Raw genomic sequence first — 23,354 nt, 5'->3', positions numbered from 1 at the left:
AGTGTTGCGATTTGAGCCTTTCATATGAAAAGTCCCTGTTAAGTTTCGTGAAGATCAATCGCTGCACTTTTTATTCTACGTAGACAAAGATAAAATAGTCATCATGACGGCCATTATAGCGCCGATTCCAAAGGAGCCTACGACGAGCCATTGCGGTGTTTTCTCTTGTCGCCTCTTTACGATGAATTCTATGATTCTTACGGAGGCATAAATTGCTACAATTGGAAGTAGTAAGTTATCCAAGGTGATTGAACCACCGGTTGCAACCATTAAAGTGACAAAGAGCATGCCGTAGATCAGGACTGACAAGAACGCGTGGCTTCTTGGGCCGAATACGCCCTCTCTTGTTTTAGTTGTAGTTTGAGAGTTCATCAATTCTCACCTCTTACCTATAGTGTATCTGATTTCATATCTTCTGAAAATTGGAGGAATACAGTCATGAGTATTCGAATGGCAACGTCATCTGATGCGATGTCCATTTATTCTATTCAAACTTCAGTTATTAAAGAAGACATTGGTCTGATTACGAGTCCGGCAGAGTGGGCAAAACAAGCAGACGATGTGGAAAAAGAGATGAATCAGACGATCATGAATGATCGTGAAGTGTTGTTTGTAGCTGTAGAAAATGAAGCTGTGGTTGGGTATATTTGGTGTCATTCACCAAAGCCGATTCGATTGCAGCATACTGCATCATTCGAAATGATGATCAGCAAAGAAAATCGAGGAAAAGGGTACGGTGAATTGTTAATTCTGCAGTTGCTTTCTTGGGCAAAAGAAAATCCTTACCTAGAAAAAATCAGTTTAGGGGTACTCTCGTCTAATGAGCAGGCGATTCACTTGTATGAACGGTTCGGATTTATTGAAGAGGGTCGCAAACGAAACGAATGGAAGCGTGGTCCGAATGATTATGCGGACGATGTCCTGATGTATGTGTTCGTATAGTGTAAATGTGAAGAGGCTACGAATTCTTTGTTCGTAACGTCATACCTAGCCTTTAACGCATTTAGCGTTACAGGGAATAAACAATGCATACAAAAAACGAGCCCAATCTAGCTCGTTCTAATAAATAATATGAGTGCTGTTATCTTCTTCCAGTTAATAATTGAATAATAACGATAACCAATGCTACGACTAGTAAGAGGTGAACGAGTCCACCACCGACACCGCCGATAAAACCAAGTAACCATAAAATTAAAATGATACCAATAATTGTCCAAAGCATGTGATTGGCTCCTTTGAGTTCGTGATATAACGTCACATTCCCTAGAGTTTGCCTAGTGAAACATCTAGTCTTTTTCCACTTTAAAAATAGGAGTTTTAGAGTAGAACTAGCGGGAATGTTGTAGGTGAGTAAAGTTATTAGGGAGTGAGATCATGATAACAGCTAAGGATTCAGACATAACTGCAATTCATGAAGAAATTGAAAACAGTTGGCATGATCAACTAGAGTTTCTAAAAGAGTTAATTCGATATAAATCAATAAGTGGTGAAGAACGACCGATTCAACAATATATTGCCCATTACTTGCAAAATCATTTATACATGCATGTGGATCGTTTTCAACCAGACATCGAAGCAATTGCAAAGCATCCTGGTTTTTCCCCGGTGGAATGGGATTATGAGAATAGTGATGTTGTCGTAGGGAGTCACTATGGATCAGAAGGCGAGAAAAATGCCTTAATTTTCCAAGGACATACCGATGTGGTGAGTCCTGAACCGGTTTCACTCTGGAATACAGACCCTTATGAACCGACGGAGAAAGACGGTCGTTTATACGGACGTGGCGCGGCAGATATGAAAGCTGGGTTAGCGGCGATGGTCTTCGCGTATCGTGCCATCCAAAAAGCCGGCTATCAGCCGAAGTCGAATGTGATGCTACAATTTGTTCCGGATGAAGAACGAACAGGTAATGGAGCGCTAGCTGCTTTAGAGGCGGGTTTTACAGGAAAAGCAGCACTCATACCTGAACCATTTGGCTTAAAAGCGGCTTATGCTCAGGTTGGGAGTATATGGTTCAGAGTTCGCTATGATACGGTTCGGCATACACAAGATGGCATATTCAATGCAATGCGATTGAAAAAGGGCAAGTAATCATTGATGCCTTAAAGCAGTATGTTCGACACTTAAACGAACAAGTCACTCATCCAGCTTTTAAAGATCAAGAGGAACCCATTGAAATGAACATCGGCAAATTTCATTCTGGAGACTTTGAATCGAATGAACCTGTCGTTGGAACGATTGAAGGGCGAATTGGTCTCGTTCCAGGAGAAACAGTCAAAGAGCGTAAAGAGCAAATGCGTGCCTATTTACGCGAAGCGTTGCAATCTGATGAATGGTTTCGAGATCATCTACCGCATATTGAATTTTATGGTTTTCACGCTGAGCCGACAGAAAGTGATGATCAGTCGCTGTTGTTCCAAGCGCTAGATCATGCTCATGAAGAAGTAATCGGAGGACAGCCGAAGCGACGTACACTGCCTTCGACGACTGATGCCCGTTTCTTCCAGTTGTATTACGACAGTGATGCGATTTGCTATGGTCCAGAAGGAGCGAACTTCCACGAAATCAATGAATGGGTTGATTTAGAGAGTGTGAAGCAAGTGACGAAGGTTTATGCAAATTTATTAAGTTCATGGTGTGGATTGGAGAAGGTTAGTGAGGCGACTGCTGAACAAGTCAAGACAAGCAAGTAAGACGGGCCATTTCGGTTCGTCTTTTTTCATCGTTTTGTTTACTGCCCATTAACATAATTAACATTCGAGATGACCATTGTACTAGTTGACTTCGTTTAAATGTATAGCAATCGACTGATCGTTAAGGAAGAGCAGTGTCAGGAAAGTCTCATTTTAAATGGTCCACCGAATATTTATCTTTCTCCAATATGTGATTAACGTTCGCTTGTTACGCTAACGGTGACAACACAAACATTGGAGGAATTGGGATGAAAAAGTGGATCGTTCGTTCCGTTGTGGCAACAGCTGTTTTAGCAGGGTTTGGTGATGTGAGTGAGCAAGCCGAAGCACAAGGCGAAGCGAAAAATGTAATTTTTATGATTCCTGATGGGTACTCATCTGGCTATGCGAGCGTGTACCGAGCATTTAAAGAAGATGGGTTGCCAGCCTGGGATGAACACCAAGTTGGCCACATGATGACACATTCTGCGAACAACCGTGTCACAGATTCTGCAGCAGCGGGTACAGCGATGGCAAGTGGAGTGAAAACGAACAACGGTGTCATTGGTTTGAACCCAGAAGGAGAGCGTGTGCAGACGGTTCTTGAAGCGGCGAAAGACTCTGGAAGGTCTACTGGCTAGTGGCGACATCGACAATTACACATGCGACACCAGCCGCGTTTGCCTCCCATGTTTCAAACCGAAACAATGAAATGGAAATTGCCAATCAGTTTTACAATCAAGATATTGATGTGTTACTCGGTGGAGGAGAAAGCTATTTCTTGCCGAAAAGTGAAGGTGGTCACCAATACTTAATGAATTACATGAAACGTTTTGAACGGGACGGTTATGAGATTGCTCGAAATGCAGAGCAGTTACATTCTGCGAATAGTGATCGAATTGTCGGGTTGTTCGCAAACAACGCAATGGCTCCTGAACAGGATCGTCATGAAACGGATGAACCTTCTCTTCAAGAGATGACTGGGGCTGCGCTAAGTGCGCTTGATCAGAACGACGAGGGCTTCTTCCTCATGGTAGAAGGAAGCCAAATTGACTGGGCAGGTCATGCAAACGATTATGATTGGGCGATGACTGATACAGAAGCATTTGAAGCGGCGTATATCGAGGCAATTGAATTTGCGATAGAAGATGAAGAAACGCTTGTTGTGATGGCGAGTGACCATGATACGGGTGGTTTAGCACTTGATGGCAATGACAACCCGGTGTGGAGCACAACGAACCATACAGGTGTTGATGTTCCGGTCTACAGTTTCGGACCAGGCAGTGAACAATTCGGTGGATTAATGGACAATACCGATTTACCTAAACGAATCGCAAATGCGTTAGATATAGAATTATAAGTTCATCTAAAAAAAGTCGTGTGGACGGGCATTGAGAATCCACATGGCTTTTTGTCGTTGTTCAGCTCATTCGCCGTAAAAAACAGGAAAATTACAGATAAATGGATAATAAGTTAAAGAATAGAAATCTAGTTGGGAGGATTACGAAGATGTCAGAACAAACGTGTCAGACAGATTATGACGTTCTTGTTGTAGGAGCAGGGTTTTCAGGATTGTATGCGGTATATCGTTTTCACGAGGCTGGGTTCACAGTACAAGGGTTTGAGCGAGCGGATGATGTTGGTGGGGTGTGGCATTGGAATCGTTACCCAGGAGCAAAATGTGATTCCGAAAGCATCTACTACAATTTTACATTTTCAGAAGAACTCTATCAGAAGTGGACATGGTCATCACGGTTTGCTTCTCAAAAAGAAATATTACGTTACTTACACTTTGTTGCAGAAGAACTAGACGTAAAAAAGCATTTCCAGTTTCAACGAGAAGTAGTGGCTGCATTTTATGAAGATGAGAACGAGTTGTGGAAAGTTCATTTTAGTGACGGTGAAATTGTAACAGCGAAGTATTTCATTGCGGCAACAGGATGTTTATCCAAAGCGAATGTTCCACCGATTCCAGGGTTTGAACAATTTGAGGGAGAATGGTATCACACCGGCGATTGGCCAGTCGAAGAGGTGGATTTTCAAGATCAAAACGTAGCAGTCATTGGGACGGGGTCGAGCGGTGTACAAGCGATTCCGGTGATTGCAAAAGAGGCCAAATCGTTGACGGTGTTCCAACGTACGCCGCAGTATGCAGTGCCAGCGAACAATTACGTGTATGAGCATGACTATATCGATGGCGTAAAGAACGATAGAAGTTCAATCCGTGAATTGATGTATTCGACTCGTCTTGGCATGCCTACGGATCGGCGCGAAGTGTCCGCGCTTGATGAAACAAAAGAACAGCGTGAAATAATCTATGAACATGCATGGAATAAAGGTGGGTTTGTTTTTCCAACCGCGTATAATGATTTACTAATAAGCGAAGAATCCAACGCAACGGCAGCGAGTTTTATTCGGAAAAAAATTCGCTCGACTGTTCGAGATGAAGATGTCGCAGAGCAGTTATGTCCGGAGTATTATTACGCTGCAAAGCGGCCGATTTTTGATAGTGGATATTATGAAACGTTTAATGAACCACACGTTTCGCTCGTGGATGTGAAGCAAGAACCAATTGAAGTGCTCACAAAAACGGGGATCCAGACGACAAAGACGCTTTATGACTTTGATAAGATTGTGTTTGCCACAGGGTACGACGGGATCACAGGGTCTTTGTTTAAGATGAATATTCACGGGCGTAACGGTCAATCACTTCAAGAGCATTGGCAAAACGGTGAGGCCGTGCAAACGTATTTAGGAGTCGCAACGGATGATTTTCCTAATTTCTTCATGATTACGGGACCTCAAAGCCCTTCGGTTCTTATGAACATGCCGGTTGCTATTGAGCAACATGTCGACTTTATTACGGACTTGATTATGAATGCGAGGAAAAAAGGGAGTACGAATGTTGAAGTCGTTCAAGCAGCGGTGTCGAATTGGAGTAAAGAATGCAAGACGATTGCGGACTACACGTTATACGTAAAAACGGATTCTTGGTATACGGGTACGAATATTGAAAACCGCAAAAGCCGCTTTCCGATTTTTGTCGGTGGCTTTCCGATGTTCAAACAGATCTGTGATCACGTCATTCAAAACGATTTCGAAGGATTCGTGGTGAGTTAAGCAGACAAGATCTGGGACAACGACCTCTGCGATCTGTTCGGTTGCAGAGGTTCAGTTGTGCGTGTAGACGAACGAGGGGTGATGAAATGATTGTTGTGAGTGCTTGTTTAGCTGGGATGCCGGTTCGCTATGATGGCCAACATAAAGGTCATAAGTTGATTCAACGGTGGCTTAGTGAGAAGAAAGCGATCCCGGTTTGCCCGGAATTACTTGGGGGATTACAGACGCCAAGGGAACCTGCGGAAATCGTAGGTGGTACTGGGGATGACGTGCTCGAGGGATGTGCACAAGTCATCGACAGAAAAGGAAATGATGTGAGTGATCAATTTATAGCAGGTGCTTACAAAACGTTAAGAAGAATTCAAGAACTAGATGCAAGCCTTGTTGTTCTAAAAGAAGACAGCCCGTCGTGCGGGAGTCGGTCGATCTATAGCGGATCATTTAACGGCGAGAAAATTCAAGGCAATGGTGTCACTGCAGCTCTTTTGAAAAAGCATGGGATCGAAGTATGTTCTGAACATGAGCTGATAAATCAAAGATGATTAGCATGCTGACCATAAAGTGTTCCAGATAATACCTTTTAAGTTAAAGTTAAGCTGATGACGGGTATAGGTACAAAAGCAGAAATTAGCATGGGATTCGAGTGGATCGGTTTGTTTGTAATCGTGTTGAACATCGCTTTTTTTGCCGCTGGTGTAGTTGTTACTTACTTTGTCATTCGTATTGCAGTGAAACATGGCGTGAGAGATGCCCAGCATGAATTGAAGAAACAACCGCCAGGAGTTTAGTTTGATAGAAGATTCCATAGGAGTGTTCACATTGATCAGTGTTGCAATCGTTATAGGGGTTAGTTTAGTTGTGGCGACGATCATGTCGATAATCTTTAAAGACAAAGAGAAAGTTGATCAAGGATTTACGATGTTGTATTATCGGTTATCGTATCGAAGGAAGTTTAAACGGACACTATGGATGTTACCGGCTTTATTCATAGCTGGAGCGATTATTTTTTGGCTTTCGAACTGGAGTACAGCATTTAATAGTTTAATTATTTCTTTATTAATCGTTGTTTACACGAGTCAATTAATCTACACGTACATCAAATGGAAAAGATCCGAATCTGAAGAGCATGAGTTACATCATGAATGACCTGGAGCTTCGCAATTGCGAGGCTTATTTTTTTGACAATTTATTGAAATTATCGAATTGGACAAGGACATTCGGATTCATTAACGGAAAGAAGTATCAACTGAAACGGTAAGGTGGGATGTTTTTGCAAAGAGATGACTGGAAACCACGTTTTTTGTTGCTATCTACGTTAGGCATTTCAAGTGTTGGTGACTTTATTTACCTTGTGGCAATTAATCTATTCGTCTTTCAACTAACGGGTTCTGCAGCGTCTGTTGCAACGCTTTGGTTAATCGGACCTTTAACGAATATGGTTGCGAAGTTCTGGACGGGCAGTTTTATTGACGATCGTAGTAAACGGAAAGTGATGATGGTTACATACGTATGCCGAGCGGTTTTTGTGGCGTGTATTCCGCTAGCGCCTAATCTTTTTGTCGTTTATTTGATCTTGGTTTTACTTAGTGTTGCACGTGCGTTTTATCACCCTGCTTCAATGACATTTGTCACGATGACAGTACCTATAGAGAAACGCAAAACGTTCAACTCGTTACGATCTCTGTTCACATCAAGCGCAGGCATTATTGGACCGGCAATTGGTGGAGCGTTAATTATGCTTACGACGGTACAACTTACGTTTTGGATAAATGTCTCTTTTTTCCTCATGGCTGCATTTCTTCTCTGGCTAATGCCAGACAAAGAGAAGCGAGAGAAAGAGAAGATTCCTACACTAACCATTGCGCAAGTCATTCAAGATTTTCGAGTCGTACAGTCGTTTATGAAACAACAACGTTATGTGGCGCTCATTTACATGAGTTTTATTTTGTTAATGACAGTTACGTTTGCGATGGATGCACAAGAAGTCGTGTTCACACAACAAGTCATTGGGTTGAGTGAATTTGAATACAGTCTATTAATTAGCTTAACAGGCATTGGTGCAATTGCTGGTGGTCTAGTATTAACGATGATTTCAAAACACCTCTCCATTCGGGTAATGATTGTTATGGGACTCCTGTTGACGATTAGCGGGTACGGTATTTACGCGTTGTCGTGGTCGTTCTTGTCGATCACTGTAGGCTTTATGATTCTCGGATTTTTTAATGCATTTCTATATGCTGGGATGACAACGTTTTATCAAAACAATGTACCCGTCGAGATGATGGGGAGGGTGACGAGCATTTATGATTTGATTCAAAGTGCTAGCCAGATTTTGCTCATTTTTATGCTCGGGTTGTTTGCGGATTTGTTTTCATTACGAGCCACATTAATCGTTTTCGTGAGTATCATGGCAATCGGTGCAATTGGCTTCTCCATTGCAATCTTGAACAAGCAAAAAGATCCCCTATTTTTTGAACAAGAAGATCATCGCTCAGCATAACTTATGATAGAATAAAGGGGGTCTAAAGTTCTAATTATCATTAATTTTCAATGAATGAGGAGATTATGAGAAAGATAAAGATCTTTGCGATGATTGTTACGGTAGGTTTCATTGTCATCATCGTTGGAATTCGATTGTTACACCTCGTAGCGAGTGACAATGAAAGAGAACGTTTCCCTGCTCCAGGTGACGTTGTGCATATCAATGATGCTAACATGCACGTGTATAGCGAAGGAAAAGGCGAGAACACAATTGTCTTTATGAGTGGTGGCGGAACGCAAGCACCTACGATTGATTTCAAGCCATTATGGTCGCTTCTTACAGATGAGTATCGTATTGCTGTGGTGGAAAAGCCAGGATACGGTTGGAGTGAAGAATCAGACAGTCCTCGGACTGTGGAAAATATGGTGGCGGAGATGAGAGAAGCACTTCGACTTTCCGGCCATACACCGCCCTATGTGTTGGCACCCCACTCCATGTCTGGACTTGAAGCACTTTATTTTGCATCCGTATATCCTGAAGAAGTGCAAGCGATTGTCGGTCTTGATCCTGCCGTACCGAAAAGCTATGAGCAATTGCAGGTTCCGAGTTCTTTAAAAATCGCTGGATCTGGTGCCTTAAGTGACTTTGGCGGATTGCGCATTTTGCCTTTGTTTGTGAAAGAAGCGGATATTTTCTCGACGGAGTACTTATCTACAGAGGATACTGAAGCTTATAAATCCTTCATTCATCGTGGAACGATGACGAAGAATATGCGTGAGGAAATCGAGCGAGTGCATGAGAATGCTGCCGTTGTGAGTAAGCATATTCCAAAGGAGACGCCGATGTTGTTTTTTGCTTCGAACGGTCAAGGGACGGGAATCGATGATTGGCGAGAAACATTGAATGAGTACTTACATGAAATTACAATCAATGAATTTATAGAAATTGATCGTAGTCACTATATTCACGTGTATGAACCTGAACAAATTGCAGAAGAAATGAAACGCTTTTTGCATCGATTAGACGAAGAGTCTTAGACAATGTTTTTAGGAGATGATTAGCTTATGAACATCTTTTTCGGAGTGTTGTTCTTTCTTTGGGGAATTGTTGTCATTCTACTCGGTCTAAAAAAGCTAAGTGAAGCGGATTTGAAGTCTAAAGGGAAAATTAGTAGCCCGTATTTTGAAGTGGAGTGGTTGACGAGGTGGATTCAGAACCTCCCAACAGCACTCATTCGTGCCTTTGTGATTTTCATTGGTGTTAGTTTTTCTGGATTTGGTTTGTTTCTGCTCGTATGGTAAACGGTTCATTTGAAAGTGGGGAGTTTCATTACAATGATTGAACAGAAGATAAGAATTGAAATTCATGAAGAGAGTACGTTAGTTACAGAGAGTTTCTCGTTACAGATCGAGACAGGAGAAGCGAATAAGTTCTTTCGCATAGCAATCTCAACGAAGGACGACCGAGGTCGTACATTCATTGCATCGAGCGATGCGCTCGCTGATGAACACGGTACGATTAAGATGCAAAACGATTTGATGAGGCTTATTGAGTCCATGAAAAGTAAAGATGGAAAAGAAAGAATGTTCGTGAAGCACTCAGATGCACCGGTAATGTTTGAACTGGAACTAATGGATGACGATAAAGTGATAGCTAAAGCAACGGTGACGAGAACATTTTTAAAAGATGATATCCAAAAAGAAGTCATTGAAGACAAAGGACTTGTCGGTACAGTGTATTATCCTCATACCTACGATCCATTGCCTGCAATTGTGGTCGTTGGAGGATCAGATGGAGCACACCATGAGTCCGCCGCAGCTTTACTCGCCTCAAAAGGATACGTGGTGATGGCGCTCGCCTACTTTGGTAAGGCAGGATTGCCGAAAGGAATTGTGAACATTCCGCTAGAGTATGTTGACCATGCGTTTACATATTTGAAAGAAAAGACGATCGTGGACAACGAAAGACTTGCAATAATCGGACATTCACGAGGTTCTGAACTTGCGTTATTGTATGCATCCTCTCATTCGAGCTTAAAAGCAGTGGTTGGTGTTGCACCGAGCGCAGTGCAATTTTCTGGAATTCAGAACTTCCAACCCGTAGCAAAGCCTGCGTGGACATACAATGGTGATCCGCTTTCTTATTTTGCAGCGAAGCAAACATTCTCAGATATGTTATCGTTCTTCGGTCATATGATTAAGAGAAAGCCATTTTCAGGCTTAGAAGCGATAGAAAGAAACTTAGCGGATAAAAAGCAGTACGAAGAACATCTCATTCCTGTAGAGAAAATTGATGCATCAGTGATGCTCGTAGCGGGTACGGGTGATCAAGTTCAACCTGCAGTATTTTTCTCAGAGTTAATGGAAAAGAAACTTCAACATCATAATAAATCGAAAGTCCGTGTGGTCATACAAGAAGGTGCGGGGCACTTCTCTGCATTTCCAAGTCATTTACCGCATCTTCCGCAGACACTTGGCGATACAAATGGTGCGATGACGATGTTATTCGGAGGAACGAGAGAAGCAAATGCAGAAGCGACGATCAACTCTTGGGAAGAGACGCTTACGTTTTTAGAGGAAAGTTTATAGAGGTATGGAAAACACCTTTAATGATTAAAGGTGTTTTTCATACGCTCATGGAGAAGCAACTGTCACGAACCATTGCATACAATCATAAATAATTAAGTAAAGCACTTACGGATCTTCTGGGATTGTTTTTAGAAGAGAGAGGGTGATCACTGATTATGGACACGATGTTAAGTGTATTCTTCTTAGTTGTCCTCATTGGTCCTCTAGTTATATTTGGACCTTCCCAAGTCATTCATGTTGCAGAATCAACCATCACACCTAACGAAAAACGTAGGTTCTTTAACATTATTGTGATGAATTCTGGCATTATGCTCATGGCTATTGTCATTGGTCTTGGAACGGGGACTTGGATTCCTGTCTTAGCTTCTGCTCTCGTTTATTATCATCTGATGATCTTATTGTGTGTATATCTCATAAAAGTACGAAAAGAAATGAAGAGAGCATGATAATGCCGTAAACAACAGCCTTTTTGACTTCTGTCAAAGGGGCTGTTGTTTACTTACTATTGAATAGGGGACGTACCCTATACGATCTCGACTTACATGACGTAATTAACGATCTTTTCTTGGAAAGATGTCAAAGATCAGTTGACATGTATACTAGTATGCTTTTAGAATTATCTTAATTCAGAATACGAGCAGGTGAGCTATGACGCACTTAACATTTCCACGAAAGACGTTAGGCACTGAGATCTATCGTTATTTGTATAACGAAGTAATTACATTGAAGTACAAGCCAGGACAAATGATTTCAGAGAATGAACTTGCACAGCAACTTGGAGTGAGCAGAACGCCAATTCGAGAGGCGATTCGTTTGTTGTCATCGGAAGGTTTTTTGCGAGTCATTCCACAAAAGGGAATTCAAGTTGAATACATCTCATTAAACAAAGTAAAAGAAGCGTTTCAAGTACGCGAGAGCTTGGAACGGACGGCGTTTCGGCAAGTGGCTGAGTCATGGAATCACGAAGCCGAAGAAGCAATCCATCATAAAACTGCTGTACTCGATGTCATTAAACAACAGAAAGAAGCCGCCAATGACGGTGATTTGGAACAATTTTATCACTATGATGAAGTGTTTCACGATAAAATACTCGGAATGTGTGGCAATGAAACATTAAGCGCGTATGTGAGACAAGTGCGCGGACATGTGAATCGTATGAGGTATCTCGAATTCTATGAAACTCAAGAGACGGATCGTATTATTGAAGACCATGAACAGATGCTTAAATTGATTGAGTGTAACGATGCGGCAGCATTAGACAAGAAGTTAACGGAACATCTTCATAATGTCTGGTCGTTTTATGACTACATTTTTGAGCGATATCCGGAATATTTTTCATCAAGGCAGTAAGCAAATATGGTTTACTGTCTTTTGCTTAGCTTAACTTGTATACTAGTATCTCGTTGGGGGAGGGTTTAAAACGAATGCTTATTTTCTAGGGAAGTATCGCGATCGTTTCCTTGCGATATTCAGAAAATGACGACTTTACCTTAAATTCTTATTCATTTCGATCGTGGAGAAATGTAATGCACTGAATTCTGAAGAGAAAACATTAAAGAGTAGAAGAAGACATGAACACTGAATTTACTGTGAGAAACACACATCGTTACGTGAGCAGAGAAAGCTAAGATCAGTGATTGAGGCGACATTACATCAGCAATAAGAAAGGAGTGGCTCAAATGAGCTACACGTATTCACTCGCACATTTAACCGCACTAGATTTAGCACCACCTGAATTGACCTATACTGCTGCAAAAGCAGGGTATGACTACGTAAGTATTCGCCCGATTTATATGGGGCTGCCTAACGAGCCGAATTATGACCTTGCAAACAAGAAAGAGATGTTTAGAGCTACACGTAAAGCTTTGCAGGAGACAGAGATCGAGCTATTGGACATAGAACTTGCAAAAATTAGTGATGGTACGAACCCATCAGACTATGAGCCTGCTTTTCACGTAGCGGCAGAGCTTGGTGGAAAGCATGTGCTAAGTAGTATATGGACGGATGATTTCGTGTTCGCAAAAGAGTGTTTTGCAGAGCTTTGTGATTTAGCAAAACCTTATGGTTTAACGGTGGAATTAGAATTTGTGCCAATCGCCTCCGTCTCTACGTTACAAGGAGCTGTTGAAGTACTTAAATCGGCAAATCGCTCAAATGCTGGATTAATGATCGATGCACACCACTTCCATCGTTCAAGAGATCGTGTTGAGGACTTAGATTCAATCCCTAAAGAATGGTTTCGTTACTTCCATTTGTGCGATGCTATTGGACAAATTCCAGAAGACCGTGAAGAAATGACTCGGATTGTACGTGAAGAGCGGTTATATATCGGGGAAGGTGGCACTAATGTGGGCGAAATTCTAAAGCGAATTCCAGAAGTTCCTTTGTCACTTGAAATGCCTCATAAAGCACGTTCAAAAGAACTTGGAAATGAAGAGTTTGTACGGCGATGTTTGCAATCGGCAAAAGCGTTTATCGCATCCATAAAAACAGAAGCTCACAAAAATTAAAGCGTTTTCAAATTGACACGTTATCCGTCCCGTTTTACAATGGTAGTACCATTTAACGAAATCGTGTTCTATTTAATGGAACAACAAAAGGGCGGGTTATGATTGGAAAAGAAAGATTCTTTACGAACTGTACAACGAGCGTTAGACATTCTGGATTGTTTTTCAATGGAACGACAAGAGTTAACGTTAACAGAAATATCAAACATGATTGAATTAGCCAAATCTACCACGACAAGAATGCTCGCGACATTGGAAGCAAACGGCATGATTATGAAAAATGAGAGTACGATGAAGTACAAACTTGGACATAAATTATACTATATGGGTTCAATCGCTGGAAAATCATTTGATATAAAAGAAGTAGCCAAGCCTGTCATGTCCAAATTGCGTGAACTAACTTCTGAAACTGTGAACTTGTATACGATTGCCAATGATCGCAGAATTTGTATCGAGCAATTTGAAGGGTTGCGACCTCTGCGCCACCTTGTATCGTTAGGACAACCATTGCCATTGTTTGCCGGCGCTGGAGGGAAGGTGTTATTAGCCTATCAAAGTCCTGAATTTCAGGAACGCATTTTTAAACAGATGAATAACCCAGAACGATTAGAAGTCCTAAAAGCGGACTTGTTACAAATTAAAGAGCAAGGTTATGCGATAACGCATGAAGATCGAGAGCAAGGATTGTCAGCAATTTCAGCCCCGATCTTTAATCAAGCGGGAGAGGTCAATTATTGCATCTCCATTAGCGGGCTAACGCAAAGATTCACGGAAGAGAATGTTAATAACTACTTAGTAAGTCTAAAAGAACTTGTGCATCAGCTATTAAGCTAGAAAGTGGGGATGTTTATGAGTCGAAGTGCATTGGAAGCTTATTCAACTGGCGGTGCATGGTGGGAAACGGAAATTAGTCATATTAAGAAAAACGAAATTATTATACGAGGAGAGCGTGTTGAAGATTTAATTGGTAATGTTTCCTATACACAAATGCTATTTTTCTTACTTTGCGGAAAGCATTTGACAGAGGCGCAAGCCAAGTTGTTTGAAAGCGTTCTCGTCGCTGGTTCTGATCATGGACCTCGAGCGCCATCGATTGCAGCAGCCCGCATGGCAGCGACATGTGGGGTCTCCTTTAATTCTGCAGTTGCAACCGGCGTAAATATGCTCGGTGATGTCCATGGAGGAGCGGTTGAGGAAGCGATGAGCATCCTCTACAAAACGAAAGAAAATCTCGCAAACCATGAAAATGCTGTCGATGATAAACTCACGGAAATCTTTAATAGAAAAGGAAAGCTACCTGGATTTGGGCATCAGCTGCACGATGACGATCCACGTGTCAGTCGGCTTTATGAATTGTCGGAAGAATTGATTGCTAGTGGGGAAATTAGTGGCACTTACTTAGAAATTCTAGCAAGCTATCGAGATCGTCTTTCAGAAAGAAAGGGCCGCAACATGACGATTAATGTGGACGGTATTTCAGCTGCTATCCAATGTGAACTTGAAATTCCTGCTGAAGCTGCGAAAGGAATTTTTGCTCTCTCAAGAGGGATGGGTATTGTTGCTCACGCGTATGAAGAGTTAATGAGTGGAGTTCGAATCAAAGGGCCATGCCCGAATGAAGAGCATCTTGTTCGCTACACAGGTGTCCAAAAACAGACTGGGGGAGAAGAATCATGAGAAAAGCACGATCGTTTATTCAAGGACAATGGATCGAAAAAAAAACCGAAGGATTAGAGATAACCAACCCCTATAACGGTGAAGTGATTGGAAAACAGTGGGAAGCGGAGCAAGAAGATGTTGAGCAAGCATTAATTTTAGCCCATAAAGGTAAGAAATTAGTCGCTGGACTCTCGGCTGCTGAACGAGCAGCTATATTAAAAAAGTCTGCGCAACTATTAGAAGAGCAGAAGGAGACTTTTGCCAAACTTATTTCTTTAGAAGTAGGAAAAGCCTTAAAGAATACACGCGATGAAGTTTCACGTTCCATTGAAACGCTTGAACAATCAGCAGAAGAGGCTAAACGTTTAATTGGTGAAACGATTCCGGGAAGTGCGTCTGAGCGTGGGAAGCATTCTATGGCCCTGACGTTTCGAGTACCTGCAGGCGTAATTGCCGCTATAACTCCATTTAATGCCCCACTAAATCTAGTATGTCATAAGGTCGGACCAGCTTTTGCTGCTGGAAACGTCACGATATTGAAACCGGCACCGCAGACGACACTCATTGCGACTGCTTTTGTAGAATTAATGATGGAAGCAGGGATGCCAAAAGAAGCGCTTCACATGGTTCTTGGGGGCAGAGAAGTCGGAGAGCAAATTGTTGCAGATGATCGTACGAATATTATTTCATTTACGGGTGGTGTCCCCGCAGGTCGACAAATTTCTAAAATTTCAGGAATGAAGAAAGTGCTACTTGAACTTGGGGGCAATTCGGCAACGATTGTGCACGCTGATGCAGATCTCGAGCGAGCGGCGACATTAAGCGTGAAAACCGGATTTAGCAATTCTGGTCAAAGCTGCATTTCGGTTCAACGCATTTATGTGCATGAGGAAGTCGTGGATCATTTTCTTCAAAAAGTAAAAGAAAAAGTAAGCCAACTTAAACAAGGAGACCCTCTTGATGAGACAACAGATGTAGGATGTGTCGTTGACGCGAATACAGGCAAAAGAATTGCATCTTGGATCGAAGAAGCTGTCTCTGAAGGTGCAGAATTAATTGCAGGAGGAGGCGTCGATGCTGCTTCTGTTCAGCCATCTGTTCTTTACCGGCCCAAACCGACGAGTAAGGTCGTTTGTAATGAAGTGTTTGGGCCACTCATCAGCATACTGCCGTATCATGACTTGGACGATGTCATTGAAGAAGTAAATGATTCGGAATTTGGCCTACAGGCCGGTGTTTTCTCCAATTCAATGGATGTGATTAGAAAAGCTGCAATCGAATTGGATATGGGCGGTGTTGTCGTAAACGGAACGTCGAACTACCGTCTTGATCATTGGCCGTACGGAGGAATCAAAAATAGTGGCCTGGGGCGTGAGGGTGCACGCTTTGCTGTCGAAGAAATGACAGAAATGAAAATGATCGTTCTACAAGACTTAATGTAAAGGGAGTCGTAAAGCATGAAGAAACAAGTAAACTTAACGTTACGTCATGAAAATAAACAGAATCGTCCGCTCATTTGCACACCACTAACAGGAGTCGATCGCAATTCATTAATGACGCAACTTGAAGATATCGTAAAAAAGAATCCGGACATCATTGAATGGCGAGTCGATTTCTTCTTAAAGCTTGATGACTTGCAAGCTGTTAAATCAGTAGCTGAAGAAATCCACAAGCGATCGGCTCATATCCCTATCTTATTTACTCGCAGATCGACTAGAGAAGGTGGGGAACAGATTTCAATTAGCGAAAAGCAAGTGTTTGATCTGTATGAGACGGTGATTAAAAGCAAGGCTGTAGACTTCATCGATGTTGAGCTAAGTGCAGATCAAGCGGATATTAACAGAGTAAAGAGATTGGCGGAAGATCATCAAGTGCAAGTACTAATGTCGTATCATAACTTTTCTGAGACACCTCACGAAGAAGAAATCTACAATAAATTAAAAGAAGCTGAAGAACAAGGTGCAGATGTTGGAAAAGTTGCCGTTATGCCACAAACAATTGATGACGTTTTGGTTCTTATGAAAGCAACTGCAAAAGCATCTGAACACCTATCCATTCCAGTTGTCACGATGTCAATGGGACGCCTAGGTGCACTATCTCGCATGATGGGTGGAGCTTGTGGGTCAGCCATGACCTTTGCTGTTGGTAGTGCAAGTTCGGCACCAGGGCAAATGCCCATTGAGCAGCTGGACGTGGTGTTACGAGTGATTGAGGATGTAATGGGGGAATGACATTGTGAGTGAATTATTTATAGCTGAACCGAATTCTCTCGTTCTTAGAGATTCTGCACCATTAGAGAGCTTAAGAGCGAATGAAGTGAAAATCCGCGTGACTTATGGTGGAATTTGTGGCTCTGATCTTTCCGTGTATCGAGGGAAAATTCAGCATGCGACATATCCTGTAAGGCCTGGTCATGAGCTCGTCGGTGTTGTTGAAGAATCAGGGAGTGTAGCGAACATTCCTGAAGGAACGCGGGTTGTTGTTACACCGAATACATTTTGCGGGGAATGTGAGTATTGTTTGCGGGAACAAGAAAATATATGTCCGCACAAAAAGTCAATTGGCATTAATGCAGATGGTGGATTTTCTCATGAATTTAGTATTGATGCTCGCTATGTTATTCCGATTCCAGATGAGGTTTCTGATGAAAAAGCCGTATTAATTGAACCTCTAGCGGTCATCGTTCACGGTCTCAAAAAGCTCAATCTAAGAAAAGGGGATTCAGTACTCGTTATCGGTTGTGGTACTGAAGGGCTGTTAACAGTCGCACTTGCCGATTATTTAGGGGCTGACGTCACAGCGGTCGATATTAATGAAGAAAAACTGAAAATGCTAGAATCTTTTCCGCACATTCAAGCAACTCATCCGGATGCCATTGATCCTGACACGTTTGATTACGTTGTTGAAGCGGCGGGAACTCCTCAGTCAGTACAATCATGTTTTCGTTGGCTAAAGCAGGGGGATCTGTGCTTTTAATTGGTATCACAAACGCATCCGAACTGCCAGTAGGCCAAATTGTACGAAAAGAACAGACAATCTATGGAAGTATCATCTACCGCTTTCCTAAAGATTTTGCAGAAAGTATTGAATACCTCTCAGATAAACGATTTGATCCAACCGTGTTTATATCAAAAATTCTACCGTTACAAGACTATGAAAAGGCGTACGAACTTGCACTTTCTGGTAACTTTGCAAAAATTCTCATTGATTTTCAAAACAAGGAGGAACAATCATGAAGAAACTCATCTCGACTCAGTTGGTCAAATACTTAGAAGATCGGAATGTTGAGCATCTATTTGGGTTATGCGGACACACGAACATTGCTGTGTTATCTGAGCTCGATAAAAGCTCCATCAAATTCATTAATGTACGCCACGAACAAATTGCGTCGCACGCTGCAGATGGATACGCCCGCGCCAAAAAAGAAACTGCAGTTGTATTAAGTCACTTAGGACCTGGCTTGACTAATGCCGCTACTGGAGTTGCGAATGCAGCACTCGATTCAATTCCGATGGTTGTGATTGCAGGTGATGTGCCGAGTCATTATTACGGGAAGCATCCTCATCAAGAAGTAAACCTACATGCAGATGGTGCTCAATACGAAATTTATCGTCCATTTGTTAAACGTGCTTGGCGTGTCGATCGTCCAGATTTATTTCCAGAAATTCTCCAGAAGGCGTTCCAAGTTGCAGAGAGTGGCCGTCCCGGGCCTGTTCTCGTATCCGTTCCGATGGATATCTTCTCTAAAGAGGTAGATACCAGTCTTTTCGAAAAACTTCAGCATCATATACGTGTTATTGAAAAGCCATCGCTCGATGAAGAAACTGCGGAGCAAATTGTTAAGACTTTGGCGGAGGCGAATCGTCCTGTTATTTATGCGGGTGGCGGTGTCGTTTTAGCAGATGCAACGAATGAACTTCGTGAGTTCGTTGATCATATGAACATTCCCGTTGCCCATTCTTTGATGGGGAAAGGTGTTTTACCAGATGATCACCCACTTACTCTTGGAATGACAGGTTTTTGGGGTACGAAATTTATCAATGATCAGACGAAGAATGCAGACTTTCTTTTTGGGTTAGGAACTAGCTTTAAAGAAGCAGACAGCAGTTCATGGTATCCAGGCGTGACGTTTGAGATTCCAAAAACAAAACTTATTCAAATTGATATCGATTCGAATGAAATTGGACGCAATTATCCGGTGGAAATCGGAGCCATTGCAGACTTGAAGAGAGCGTTAACGGCGTTAAATCGAGTTGCCAAACGTCTCTACCCAGAAGGCATCATACGAAACGAACAGTTGAAAGAAGATATTCAAACGTATCGCAAAGACTTGCGTGAACGGATTAGCGACAACGTAAACAGCGATGCATTCCCGATGAAACCTGAGAGAATTTTAGCTGATGTACGGGAAGTATTGCCTCGTGATGCGATGATTACAACGGACGTCGGTTGGAACAAGAATGGCGTAGGTCAACAGTTTCCGATTTACACACCAGGCTCTATTCTTACACCAGGTGGGTTTGCCACGATGGGATTTGGCTCAAGTGCAGCACTCGGAGCGAAACTAGCCTGCCAGATCGTGTTGTTGTCTCTCTCATTGGCGACGGTGGCTTCGGTCAGAACCCTGCTGTTTTGGCTACGGCAGTTGAAGAGAACATCCCAGTCGTATGGGTCGTCATGAATAATAGTGCATATGGTACGATTGCCGGCTTAGAAATGGCTCATTATGATACGACGTACGGAACATTATTCAAGAAAGACGGCGAATCGTATACGCCTGATTTTGCAGCGATTGCTCAAGGGTTTGGAGTTAGAGGAGTTAAAGTAAAGAGTGCAGAAGAGTTCAAAGATGCTGTTGATGAAGCGATTAAGTCAAATGAGCCAGTCGTCATTGATGTTGCCATGCGAAACGAGCCTGTTCCAACAGATGGTCAATGGAATATTAATGATATCTATTCTCCAAACAGCACGAAATCACACGTTAGCATTCCGTAATTGTTCGTTTTATAGAAAGGGGCTAATAAGTTCATGGCTAAGACACCATTAGAAGGAGTTACTATTCTCGATGTTTCTACAATGATTGCAGCGCCTTATGGTACGGCGCTCCTTGGCGATTTTGGAGCGGATGTAATTAAGGTTGAAATTCCAGGAAGGGGAGACACCTCACGCAGTGTAGGGCCATTTTCGGAAGACGGGGAACCGCTTCGATGGCCAGGGCTTTCAAGAAACAAACGCTCATTAACACTGGACCTTCATCAATCAGAAGGGATAGAGATCTTAAAGAAACTCGCAAAAAAGGCAGATATTCTCGTTGAAAATTTCGCCCAGGAACGCTCGAAAAGTGGGGTGTCGGTTATGACGTACTTAAGGAAGAAAACCCAGATTTAATCATGATTCGTGTTTCTGGTTATGGACAGACAGGACCATACAAAGAAAAAGCTGGGTTTGGCACCCCAGCGACGGCATTTAGCGGGTACACATATCTTCAAGGATTTACGGATCGTCATCCGGTGAGTCCACCTTTTTCATTAACGGATTACATTTGTGGCATTTATGTTGCGTTTGCCGCGGTTACTGCGTTGTACAATCGTGATACATCTGAAGAAGGTAGCGGTCAAATGGTCGATATTGCCTTATACGAATCGGTATTCCGAATGATGGAATTTCTTGTCGCAGAGTATGATCAGCTACAGAAGATACGCGAACGTGCCCCTGGTCTTCATGGCCATTCCTCGCCATCGGGGACGTTTAAGACGAAAGACGGGCATTGGGTAGTACTCGTAACAAGCACTGATACGACGTTTAATCGTTTAGCAGATGCAATGGACAGAAAAGATATGTTGGAAGACCCGCGCTATTATACAAATTCTAAGCGACTTGAGAATAACGATGAGACGAATCGAATAGTAGAGGAGTGGATTGCAACAAAAGAACGTAAAGGTCTCCTTGAACAATTAGATCAATACGGTGTTCCAGTCAGTCCTGTTATGAGTATTGAAGACATATTTAATGATGAGCACTACAAGGCGAGAGAGAATATCGTTCAAGTTCACCATCCTCGACTTGGAGCTATAAAAGTACCAGGGATTGTTCCTAAATTTGAGAAGACACCGGGCAGCATTCGCAGCATCGCGCCTGATCTTGGTGAAAATAATGAAGAAATTCTTTCAGGTATAGGATTAACCGCAGATGAAATTGTGCAGTTAAGAACAAAACAAGTGATTTAAGCACGATTTAAAGTATAGTGAGGCACAATGACCACGTCTGATACGAATGTATTGTAATGAACCATCCTGATGGATCTGGGAGCGATTAGCAAGTTAACGAACATCTCATCATCGATGACAACAAAAAAGAATTACCAAAGTCAGCCTTTTCAATGGGCTGACTTCTTTTTAATTTATATAGGATAGTGAGTTCGTTCATTTTAAATTTATAAATTTCACCGACGATCGATTTAATAGAAAACGCTTCAGATTCATCATGTTAGCACTCAGCTGTCCAATAACTCATTCGAAAAAGAGAAACTGAATACGTAAAGCCAAGAAGATTAAGGTGTTAATCTACAACGAATACTCGTCTATCTTTTTCAGAGGCTAGTTTAGCAACACAAAAGGTATTTATTTTTGATTAAGATAAAGTGTAACGGAATTGATATTGGGGTATAACTTGAAATGAGAAATTGAGTCGTTGCGATGTTAACGAATTGTAGGATTCAGGTGGAAGGTTATTATCTCTTAGTTAAAAATAACACTGACCGATCATGTAACTCCATAATCGGTCAGTGTTATTCAAAGGGCTAAAAAGATTTTAAGTTTGTTGCTTTTTAGGTAAGATCTTTTGCTTAACCTTTTTGTAGATTGGTGTTTGAGAAAAGATTGTAAAAGCGATTACGATGGTGAGTATGAGGCTGATCGGGTTCGTCACAAATCCTGTCAGGAAGTCAGGCATGGAACCGTTGGCGGACATATACGCTCGCCTAAATGACGTGTCGATTAATGGGCCGAGTATTATCCCCAATACGAGTGGTGCTACAGAAAAGTTATGCACCTTCATAAAAAAGCCGATGAGTCCGAACCCAAGCATCCAATAAACGTCAGTTAGACTATAATTCATTGCATACGAGCCAATGACCGTAATGACAGCAATAATTGGCAGTAAGATTTGTTTTGGAACCGTGACAATTCGTATAAATATGGAGACGACCATTAATCCGAAAATGAGCAAGAATATGTTTGCAAGTATAGAGGATCCGACCATGACCCAAAATAGATCCCCGCTTTGAGCCATCAACATTGGTCCAGGCTGTAGTCCGTGTATAAATAGTGCGCCGATAAAGATTGCAGTAACAGCATCCCCTGGAATTCCAAGCGTAAGCATTGGAATCATAGCGCCTCCAATGGCTGCACTGTTTCCTGCTTCTGGAGCGATTACCCCTGCATGCGCACCTTCTCCAAACGGGCGATTTGGATTCTTTGTCGATCGCTTTGCATGATCGTAAGACAATAGTGCGGCAATCTCGCCCCCTGCACCAGGCAACGCCCCAGTAAGTACCCCCAAGATTGAAACTCGCATGGAGAGAGGTAAAAATTTTAAGATAAAGCGCAAAGGCGGAATAATCATTTTTTTGAACTCGACCGGCTTGCCCTGACGTTTTAGTTCTCGCATCTGATAGAGGATCTCTGACATTCCGAAAAGACCGAGTAGTGCAATAATAAAGTCAACACCGTTCATTAATTGCAATGACCCAAACGTAAAGCGTGAACCCCCACCAATTGGGTCCATTCCAATTAGTCCTATGACGATTCCTGCCCCAGCTGAGAACAGCCCTTTTGCAACGGTTCCATTACTTAAATTACCGACTAGTAGCAGTCCGAGCATTGCGAGTAAGAAATAATCTCGATTTGCAAACTGCACGGCAAATGAAGCAACAACAGGAGCTGCACTCGCGAGTACGAGTACACCAACAAGTCCTCCAACAAATGAAAAGATTGTCGTTAGAAAGAGCGCAAGCCCAGCTTCACCTTTCTGTGACATCGGAAACCCGTCCAGTGAGGTAGCAACAGAAGCAGGGGAACCAGGGATGTTAACGAGAATAGCTGCTCTTGAACCTCCGTACACGCCTCCATAATAGACACCGAGCATGAGTGCGAGAGCTGGAAGCATGTCCCAAGAATAGGTAAGAGAAAGTAACAAAGCGACGGCCATGGTGACAGATAGTCCGGGAATTGCGCCGATAAAAATTCCTGCTAATGTACCTGCAGCTACAAGTATGAGCAGTTCCCAATCAAAAAAAGGAATTAAAATTTGTTGTAAAAATTCCATT

At 42.4% G+C, this 23,354-nt stretch carries 24 protein-coding genes and 3 pseudogenes; 24 read left to right on the top strand and 3 right to left on the bottom strand.

The annotated features are described in order from the left end of the window. Positions 1-75: 75 nt before the first annotated feature. Positions 76-372 (bottom strand): hypothetical protein, encoded by a 297-nt coding sequence (locus JCM19038_RS09905; protein WP_052361401.1) that lies wholly within the window; start codon positions 370-372, stop codon positions 76-78. Positions 373-438: 66 nt separating this feature from the next. Between JCM19038_RS09905 and JCM19038_RS09900 the strand changes: the two genes are divergently transcribed. Continuing rightward, entirely contained in the window at positions 439-942 is a 504-nt protein-coding gene (locus JCM19038_RS09900; protein WP_042417345.1) for a GNAT family N-acetyltransferase, read from the top strand. Between the two features lie 139 nt (positions 943-1,081). Here the strand turns inward: JCM19038_RS09900 and JCM19038_RS22275 are convergent, their stop codons facing one another. After that, positions 1,082-1,222 (bottom strand): lmo0937 family membrane protein, encoded by a 141-nt coding sequence (locus tag JCM19038_RS22275; RefSeq protein WP_152549394.1) that lies wholly within the window; start codon positions 1,220-1,222, stop codon positions 1,082-1,084. A gap of 152 nt (positions 1,223-1,374) precedes the next feature. Here JCM19038_RS22275 and JCM19038_RS20730 point away from each other — a divergent pair, with 152 nt between their 5' ends. From JCM19038_RS20730 to JCM19038_RS09805, 23 genes and pseudogenes are all read left to right on the top strand, one after another. Then, positions 1,375-2,091 carry a M20/M25/M40 family metallo-hydrolase gene (locus tag JCM19038_RS20730; protein WP_052361400.1) on the top strand — a complete coding sequence of 239 codons (717 nt, stop codon included), beginning with the start codon at positions 1,375-1,377 and terminating at the stop codon, positions 2,089-2,091. 86 nt (positions 2,092-2,177) lie between these two features. Next, positions 2,178-2,693 carry a M20/M25/M40 family metallo-hydrolase gene (locus JCM19038_RS20725; RefSeq protein ID WP_052361395.1) on the top strand — a complete coding sequence of 172 codons (516 nt, stop codon included), beginning with the start codon at positions 2,178-2,180 and terminating at the stop codon, positions 2,691-2,693. Positions 2,694-2,941: 248 nt separating this feature from the next. Further along, positions 2,942-3,903, top strand: a pseudogene (locus tag JCM19038_RS09890) (alkaline phosphatase); the annotation flags it as partial. After that, the gene (locus JCM19038_RS25470) at positions 3,895-4,032 is read left to right on the top strand and encodes an alkaline phosphatase (RefSeq protein WP_373902786.1); all 138 of its coding nucleotides are present in this window, start codon (positions 3,895-3,897) and stop codon (positions 4,030-4,032) included. The pseudogene JCM19038_RS09890 and the gene JCM19038_RS25470, both read left to right, overlap by 9 nt. A 149-nt stretch (positions 4,033-4,181) precedes the next feature. Continuing rightward, positions 4,182-5,792, top strand: a complete 1,611-nt coding sequence (locus JCM19038_RS09885; RefSeq protein ID WP_042417344.1) for an NAD(P)/FAD-dependent oxidoreductase — start codon at positions 4,182-4,184, stop codon at positions 5,790-5,792. A gap of 86 nt (positions 5,793-5,878) precedes the next feature. Continuing rightward, on the top strand, positions 5,879-6,334 hold the full coding sequence (locus JCM19038_RS09880) for a DUF523 domain-containing protein (protein WP_042417342.1): 456 nt from the start codon (positions 5,879-5,881) through the stop codon (positions 6,332-6,334). 90 nt (positions 6,335-6,424) lie between these two features. After that, a complete protein-coding gene (locus tag JCM19038_RS22825) occupies positions 6,425-6,580 on the top strand; it encodes a hypothetical protein (protein WP_193745103.1) in 156 nt (51 codons plus the stop codon). A gap of 31 nt (positions 6,581-6,611) precedes the next feature. Beyond that, positions 6,612-6,938, top strand: a complete 327-nt coding sequence (locus tag JCM19038_RS09875; protein ID WP_052361389.1) for a hypothetical protein — start codon at positions 6,612-6,614, stop codon at positions 6,936-6,938. Between the two features lie 118 nt (positions 6,939-7,056). Next, positions 7,057-8,292, top strand: coding sequence for an MFS transporter (locus JCM19038_RS09870; RefSeq protein ID WP_042417339.1), 1,236 nt, complete (start codon positions 7,057-7,059; stop codon positions 8,290-8,292). A gap of 65 nt (positions 8,293-8,357) precedes the next feature. Next, positions 8,358-9,311, top strand: a complete 954-nt coding sequence (locus JCM19038_RS09865; RefSeq protein WP_042417460.1) for an alpha/beta fold hydrolase — start codon at positions 8,358-8,360, stop codon at positions 9,309-9,311. 27 nt (positions 9,312-9,338) lie between these two features. After that, positions 9,339-9,575 (top strand): hypothetical protein, encoded by a 237-nt coding sequence (locus JCM19038_RS09860; RefSeq protein WP_042417336.1) that lies wholly within the window; start codon positions 9,339-9,341, stop codon positions 9,573-9,575. A gap of 33 nt (positions 9,576-9,608) precedes the next feature. Then, positions 9,609-10,862, top strand: coding sequence for an alpha/beta hydrolase (locus tag JCM19038_RS09855; RefSeq protein ID WP_042417333.1), 1,254 nt, complete (start codon positions 9,609-9,611; stop codon positions 10,860-10,862). A 155-nt stretch (positions 10,863-11,017) separates the two neighbouring features. Then, positions 11,018-11,308: a hypothetical protein gene (locus JCM19038_RS09850; protein WP_042417330.1), complete on the top strand. Its 291-nt coding sequence runs from the start codon at positions 11,018-11,020 to the stop codon at positions 11,306-11,308. A gap of 202 nt (positions 11,309-11,510) precedes the next feature. Beyond that, positions 11,511-12,212 carry a GntR family transcriptional regulator gene (locus tag JCM19038_RS09845; RefSeq protein WP_052361386.1) on the top strand — a complete coding sequence of 234 codons (702 nt, stop codon included), beginning with the start codon at positions 11,511-11,513 and terminating at the stop codon, positions 12,210-12,212. A gap of 329 nt (positions 12,213-12,541) precedes the next feature. Next, positions 12,542-13,372: a sugar phosphate isomerase/epimerase gene (locus JCM19038_RS09840; protein ID WP_042417329.1), complete on the top strand. Its 831-nt coding sequence runs from the start codon at positions 12,542-12,544 to the stop codon at positions 13,370-13,372. Positions 13,373-13,474: 102 nt separating this feature from the next. Continuing rightward, a complete protein-coding gene (locus JCM19038_RS09835; protein ID WP_042417326.1) occupies positions 13,475-14,203 on the top strand; it encodes an IclR family transcriptional regulator in 729 nt (242 codons plus the stop codon). Positions 14,204-14,218: 15 nt separating this feature from the next. Beyond that, positions 14,219-15,046, top strand: coding sequence for a citryl-CoA lyase (locus JCM19038_RS09830; RefSeq protein WP_042417323.1), 828 nt, complete (start codon positions 14,219-14,221; stop codon positions 15,044-15,046). After that, complete coding sequence (locus tag JCM19038_RS09825; protein ID WP_042417320.1) at positions 15,043-16,470, top strand: aldehyde dehydrogenase family protein; 1,428 nt, start codon at positions 15,043-15,045, stop codon at positions 16,468-16,470. Before JCM19038_RS09830 ends, JCM19038_RS09825 begins: the two co-directional genes overlap by 4 nt. A gap of 15 nt (positions 16,471-16,485) precedes the next feature. After that, positions 16,486-17,259 (top strand): type I 3-dehydroquinate dehydratase, encoded by a 774-nt coding sequence (aroD, locus tag JCM19038_RS09820; RefSeq protein ID WP_042417317.1) that lies wholly within the window; start codon positions 16,486-16,488, stop codon positions 17,257-17,259. Positions 17,260-17,263: 4 nt separating this feature from the next. Further along, on the top strand, positions 17,264-18,004 hold the full coding sequence (locus JCM19038_RS09815; protein WP_238554365.1) for a zinc-binding dehydrogenase: 741 nt from the start codon (positions 17,264-17,266) through the stop codon (positions 18,002-18,004). Continuing rightward, entirely contained in the window at positions 17,995-18,264 is a 270-nt protein-coding gene (locus tag JCM19038_RS23585) for a hypothetical protein (RefSeq protein WP_238554364.1), read from the top strand. Before JCM19038_RS09815 ends, JCM19038_RS23585 begins: the two co-directional genes overlap by 10 nt. Continuing rightward, a pseudogene (locus JCM19038_RS09810) lies at positions 18,261-20,023 on the top strand (thiamine pyrophosphate-binding protein). Before JCM19038_RS23585 ends, JCM19038_RS09810 begins: the two are co-directional and overlap by 4 nt. A gap of 33 nt (positions 20,024-20,056) precedes the next feature. Continuing rightward, positions 20,057-21,255 (top strand): annotated as a pseudogene (locus tag JCM19038_RS09805) (CaiB/BaiF CoA transferase family protein). Between the two features lie 583 nt (positions 21,256-21,838). Here JCM19038_RS09805 and JCM19038_RS09800 read toward each other — a convergent pair. Continuing rightward, positions 21,839-23,353: a tripartite tricarboxylate transporter permease gene (locus JCM19038_RS09800; RefSeq protein ID WP_042417314.1), complete on the bottom strand. Its 1,515-nt coding sequence runs from the start codon at positions 23,351-23,353 to the stop codon at positions 21,839-21,841. Position 23,354 lies beyond the last annotated feature (1 nt).

Origin of the sequence: Geomicrobium sp. JCM 19038 (assembly GCF_000698125.1) — a bacterium.
GTDB lineage: Bacteria > Bacillota > Bacilli > Bacillales > Marinococcaceae > Geomicrobium_A.
The sequence above is the reverse complement of the archived record's forward strand: the minus strand, read 5'-3'. Positions and strand labels throughout refer to the sequence as shown.

What these genes read in the sequence shown, in the direction of transcription:
- JCM19038_RS09905 (WP_052361401.1), bottom strand. Translation starts at nt 372, where the DNA reads ATGAACTCTCAAACTACAACTAAAACAAGAGAGGGCGTATTCGGCCCA.
- JCM19038_RS09900 (WP_042417345.1), top strand. Translation starts at nt 439, where the DNA reads ATGAGTATTCGAATGGCAACGTCATCTGATGCGATGTCCATTTATTCT.
- JCM19038_RS22275 (WP_152549394.1), bottom strand. Translation starts at nt 1,222, where the DNA reads ATGCTTTGGACAATTATTGGTATCATTTTAATTTTATGGTTACTTGGT.
- JCM19038_RS20730 (WP_052361400.1), top strand. Translation starts at nt 1,375, where the DNA reads ATGATAACAGCTAAGGATTCAGACATAACTGCAATTCATGAAGAAATT.
- JCM19038_RS20725 (WP_052361395.1), top strand. Translation starts at nt 2,178, where the DNA reads ATGAACATCGGCAAATTTCATTCTGGAGACTTTGAATCGAATGAACCT.
- JCM19038_RS09885 (WP_042417344.1), top strand. Translation starts at nt 4,182, where the DNA reads ATGTCAGAACAAACGTGTCAGACAGATTATGACGTTCTTGTTGTAGGA.
- JCM19038_RS09880 (WP_042417342.1), top strand. Translation starts at nt 5,879, where the DNA reads ATGATTGTTGTGAGTGCTTGTTTAGCTGGGATGCCGGTTCGCTATGAT.
- JCM19038_RS22825 (WP_193745103.1), top strand. Translation starts at nt 6,425, where the DNA reads ATGGGATTCGAGTGGATCGGTTTGTTTGTAATCGTGTTGAACATCGCT.
- JCM19038_RS09870 (WP_042417339.1), top strand. Translation starts at nt 7,057, where the DNA reads ATGTTTTTGCAAAGAGATGACTGGAAACCACGTTTTTTGTTGCTATCT.
- JCM19038_RS09865 (WP_042417460.1), top strand. Translation starts at nt 8,358, where the DNA reads ATGAGAAAGATAAAGATCTTTGCGATGATTGTTACGGTAGGTTTCATT.
- JCM19038_RS09860 (WP_042417336.1), top strand. Translation starts at nt 9,339, where the DNA reads ATGAACATCTTTTTCGGAGTGTTGTTCTTTCTTTGGGGAATTGTTGTC.
- JCM19038_RS09855 (WP_042417333.1), top strand. Translation starts at nt 9,609, where the DNA reads ATGATTGAACAGAAGATAAGAATTGAAATTCATGAAGAGAGTACGTTA.
- JCM19038_RS09850 (WP_042417330.1), top strand. Translation starts at nt 11,018, where the DNA reads ATGGACACGATGTTAAGTGTATTCTTCTTAGTTGTCCTCATTGGTCCT.
- JCM19038_RS09845 (WP_052361386.1), top strand. Translation starts at nt 11,511, where the DNA reads ATGACGCACTTAACATTTCCACGAAAGACGTTAGGCACTGAGATCTAT.
- JCM19038_RS09840 (WP_042417329.1), top strand. Translation starts at nt 12,542, where the DNA reads ATGAGCTACACGTATTCACTCGCACATTTAACCGCACTAGATTTAGCA.
- JCM19038_RS09830 (WP_042417323.1), top strand. Translation starts at nt 14,219, where the DNA reads ATGAGTCGAAGTGCATTGGAAGCTTATTCAACTGGCGGTGCATGGTGG.
- JCM19038_RS09825 (WP_042417320.1), top strand. Translation starts at nt 15,043, where the DNA reads ATGAGAAAAGCACGATCGTTTATTCAAGGACAATGGATCGAAAAAAAA.
- aroD (WP_042417317.1), top strand. Translation starts at nt 16,486, where the DNA reads ATGAAGAAACAAGTAAACTTAACGTTACGTCATGAAAATAAACAGAAT.
- JCM19038_RS09800 (WP_042417314.1), bottom strand. Translation starts at nt 23,353, where the DNA reads ATGGAATTTTTACAACAAATTTTAATTCCTTTTTTTGATTGGGAACTG.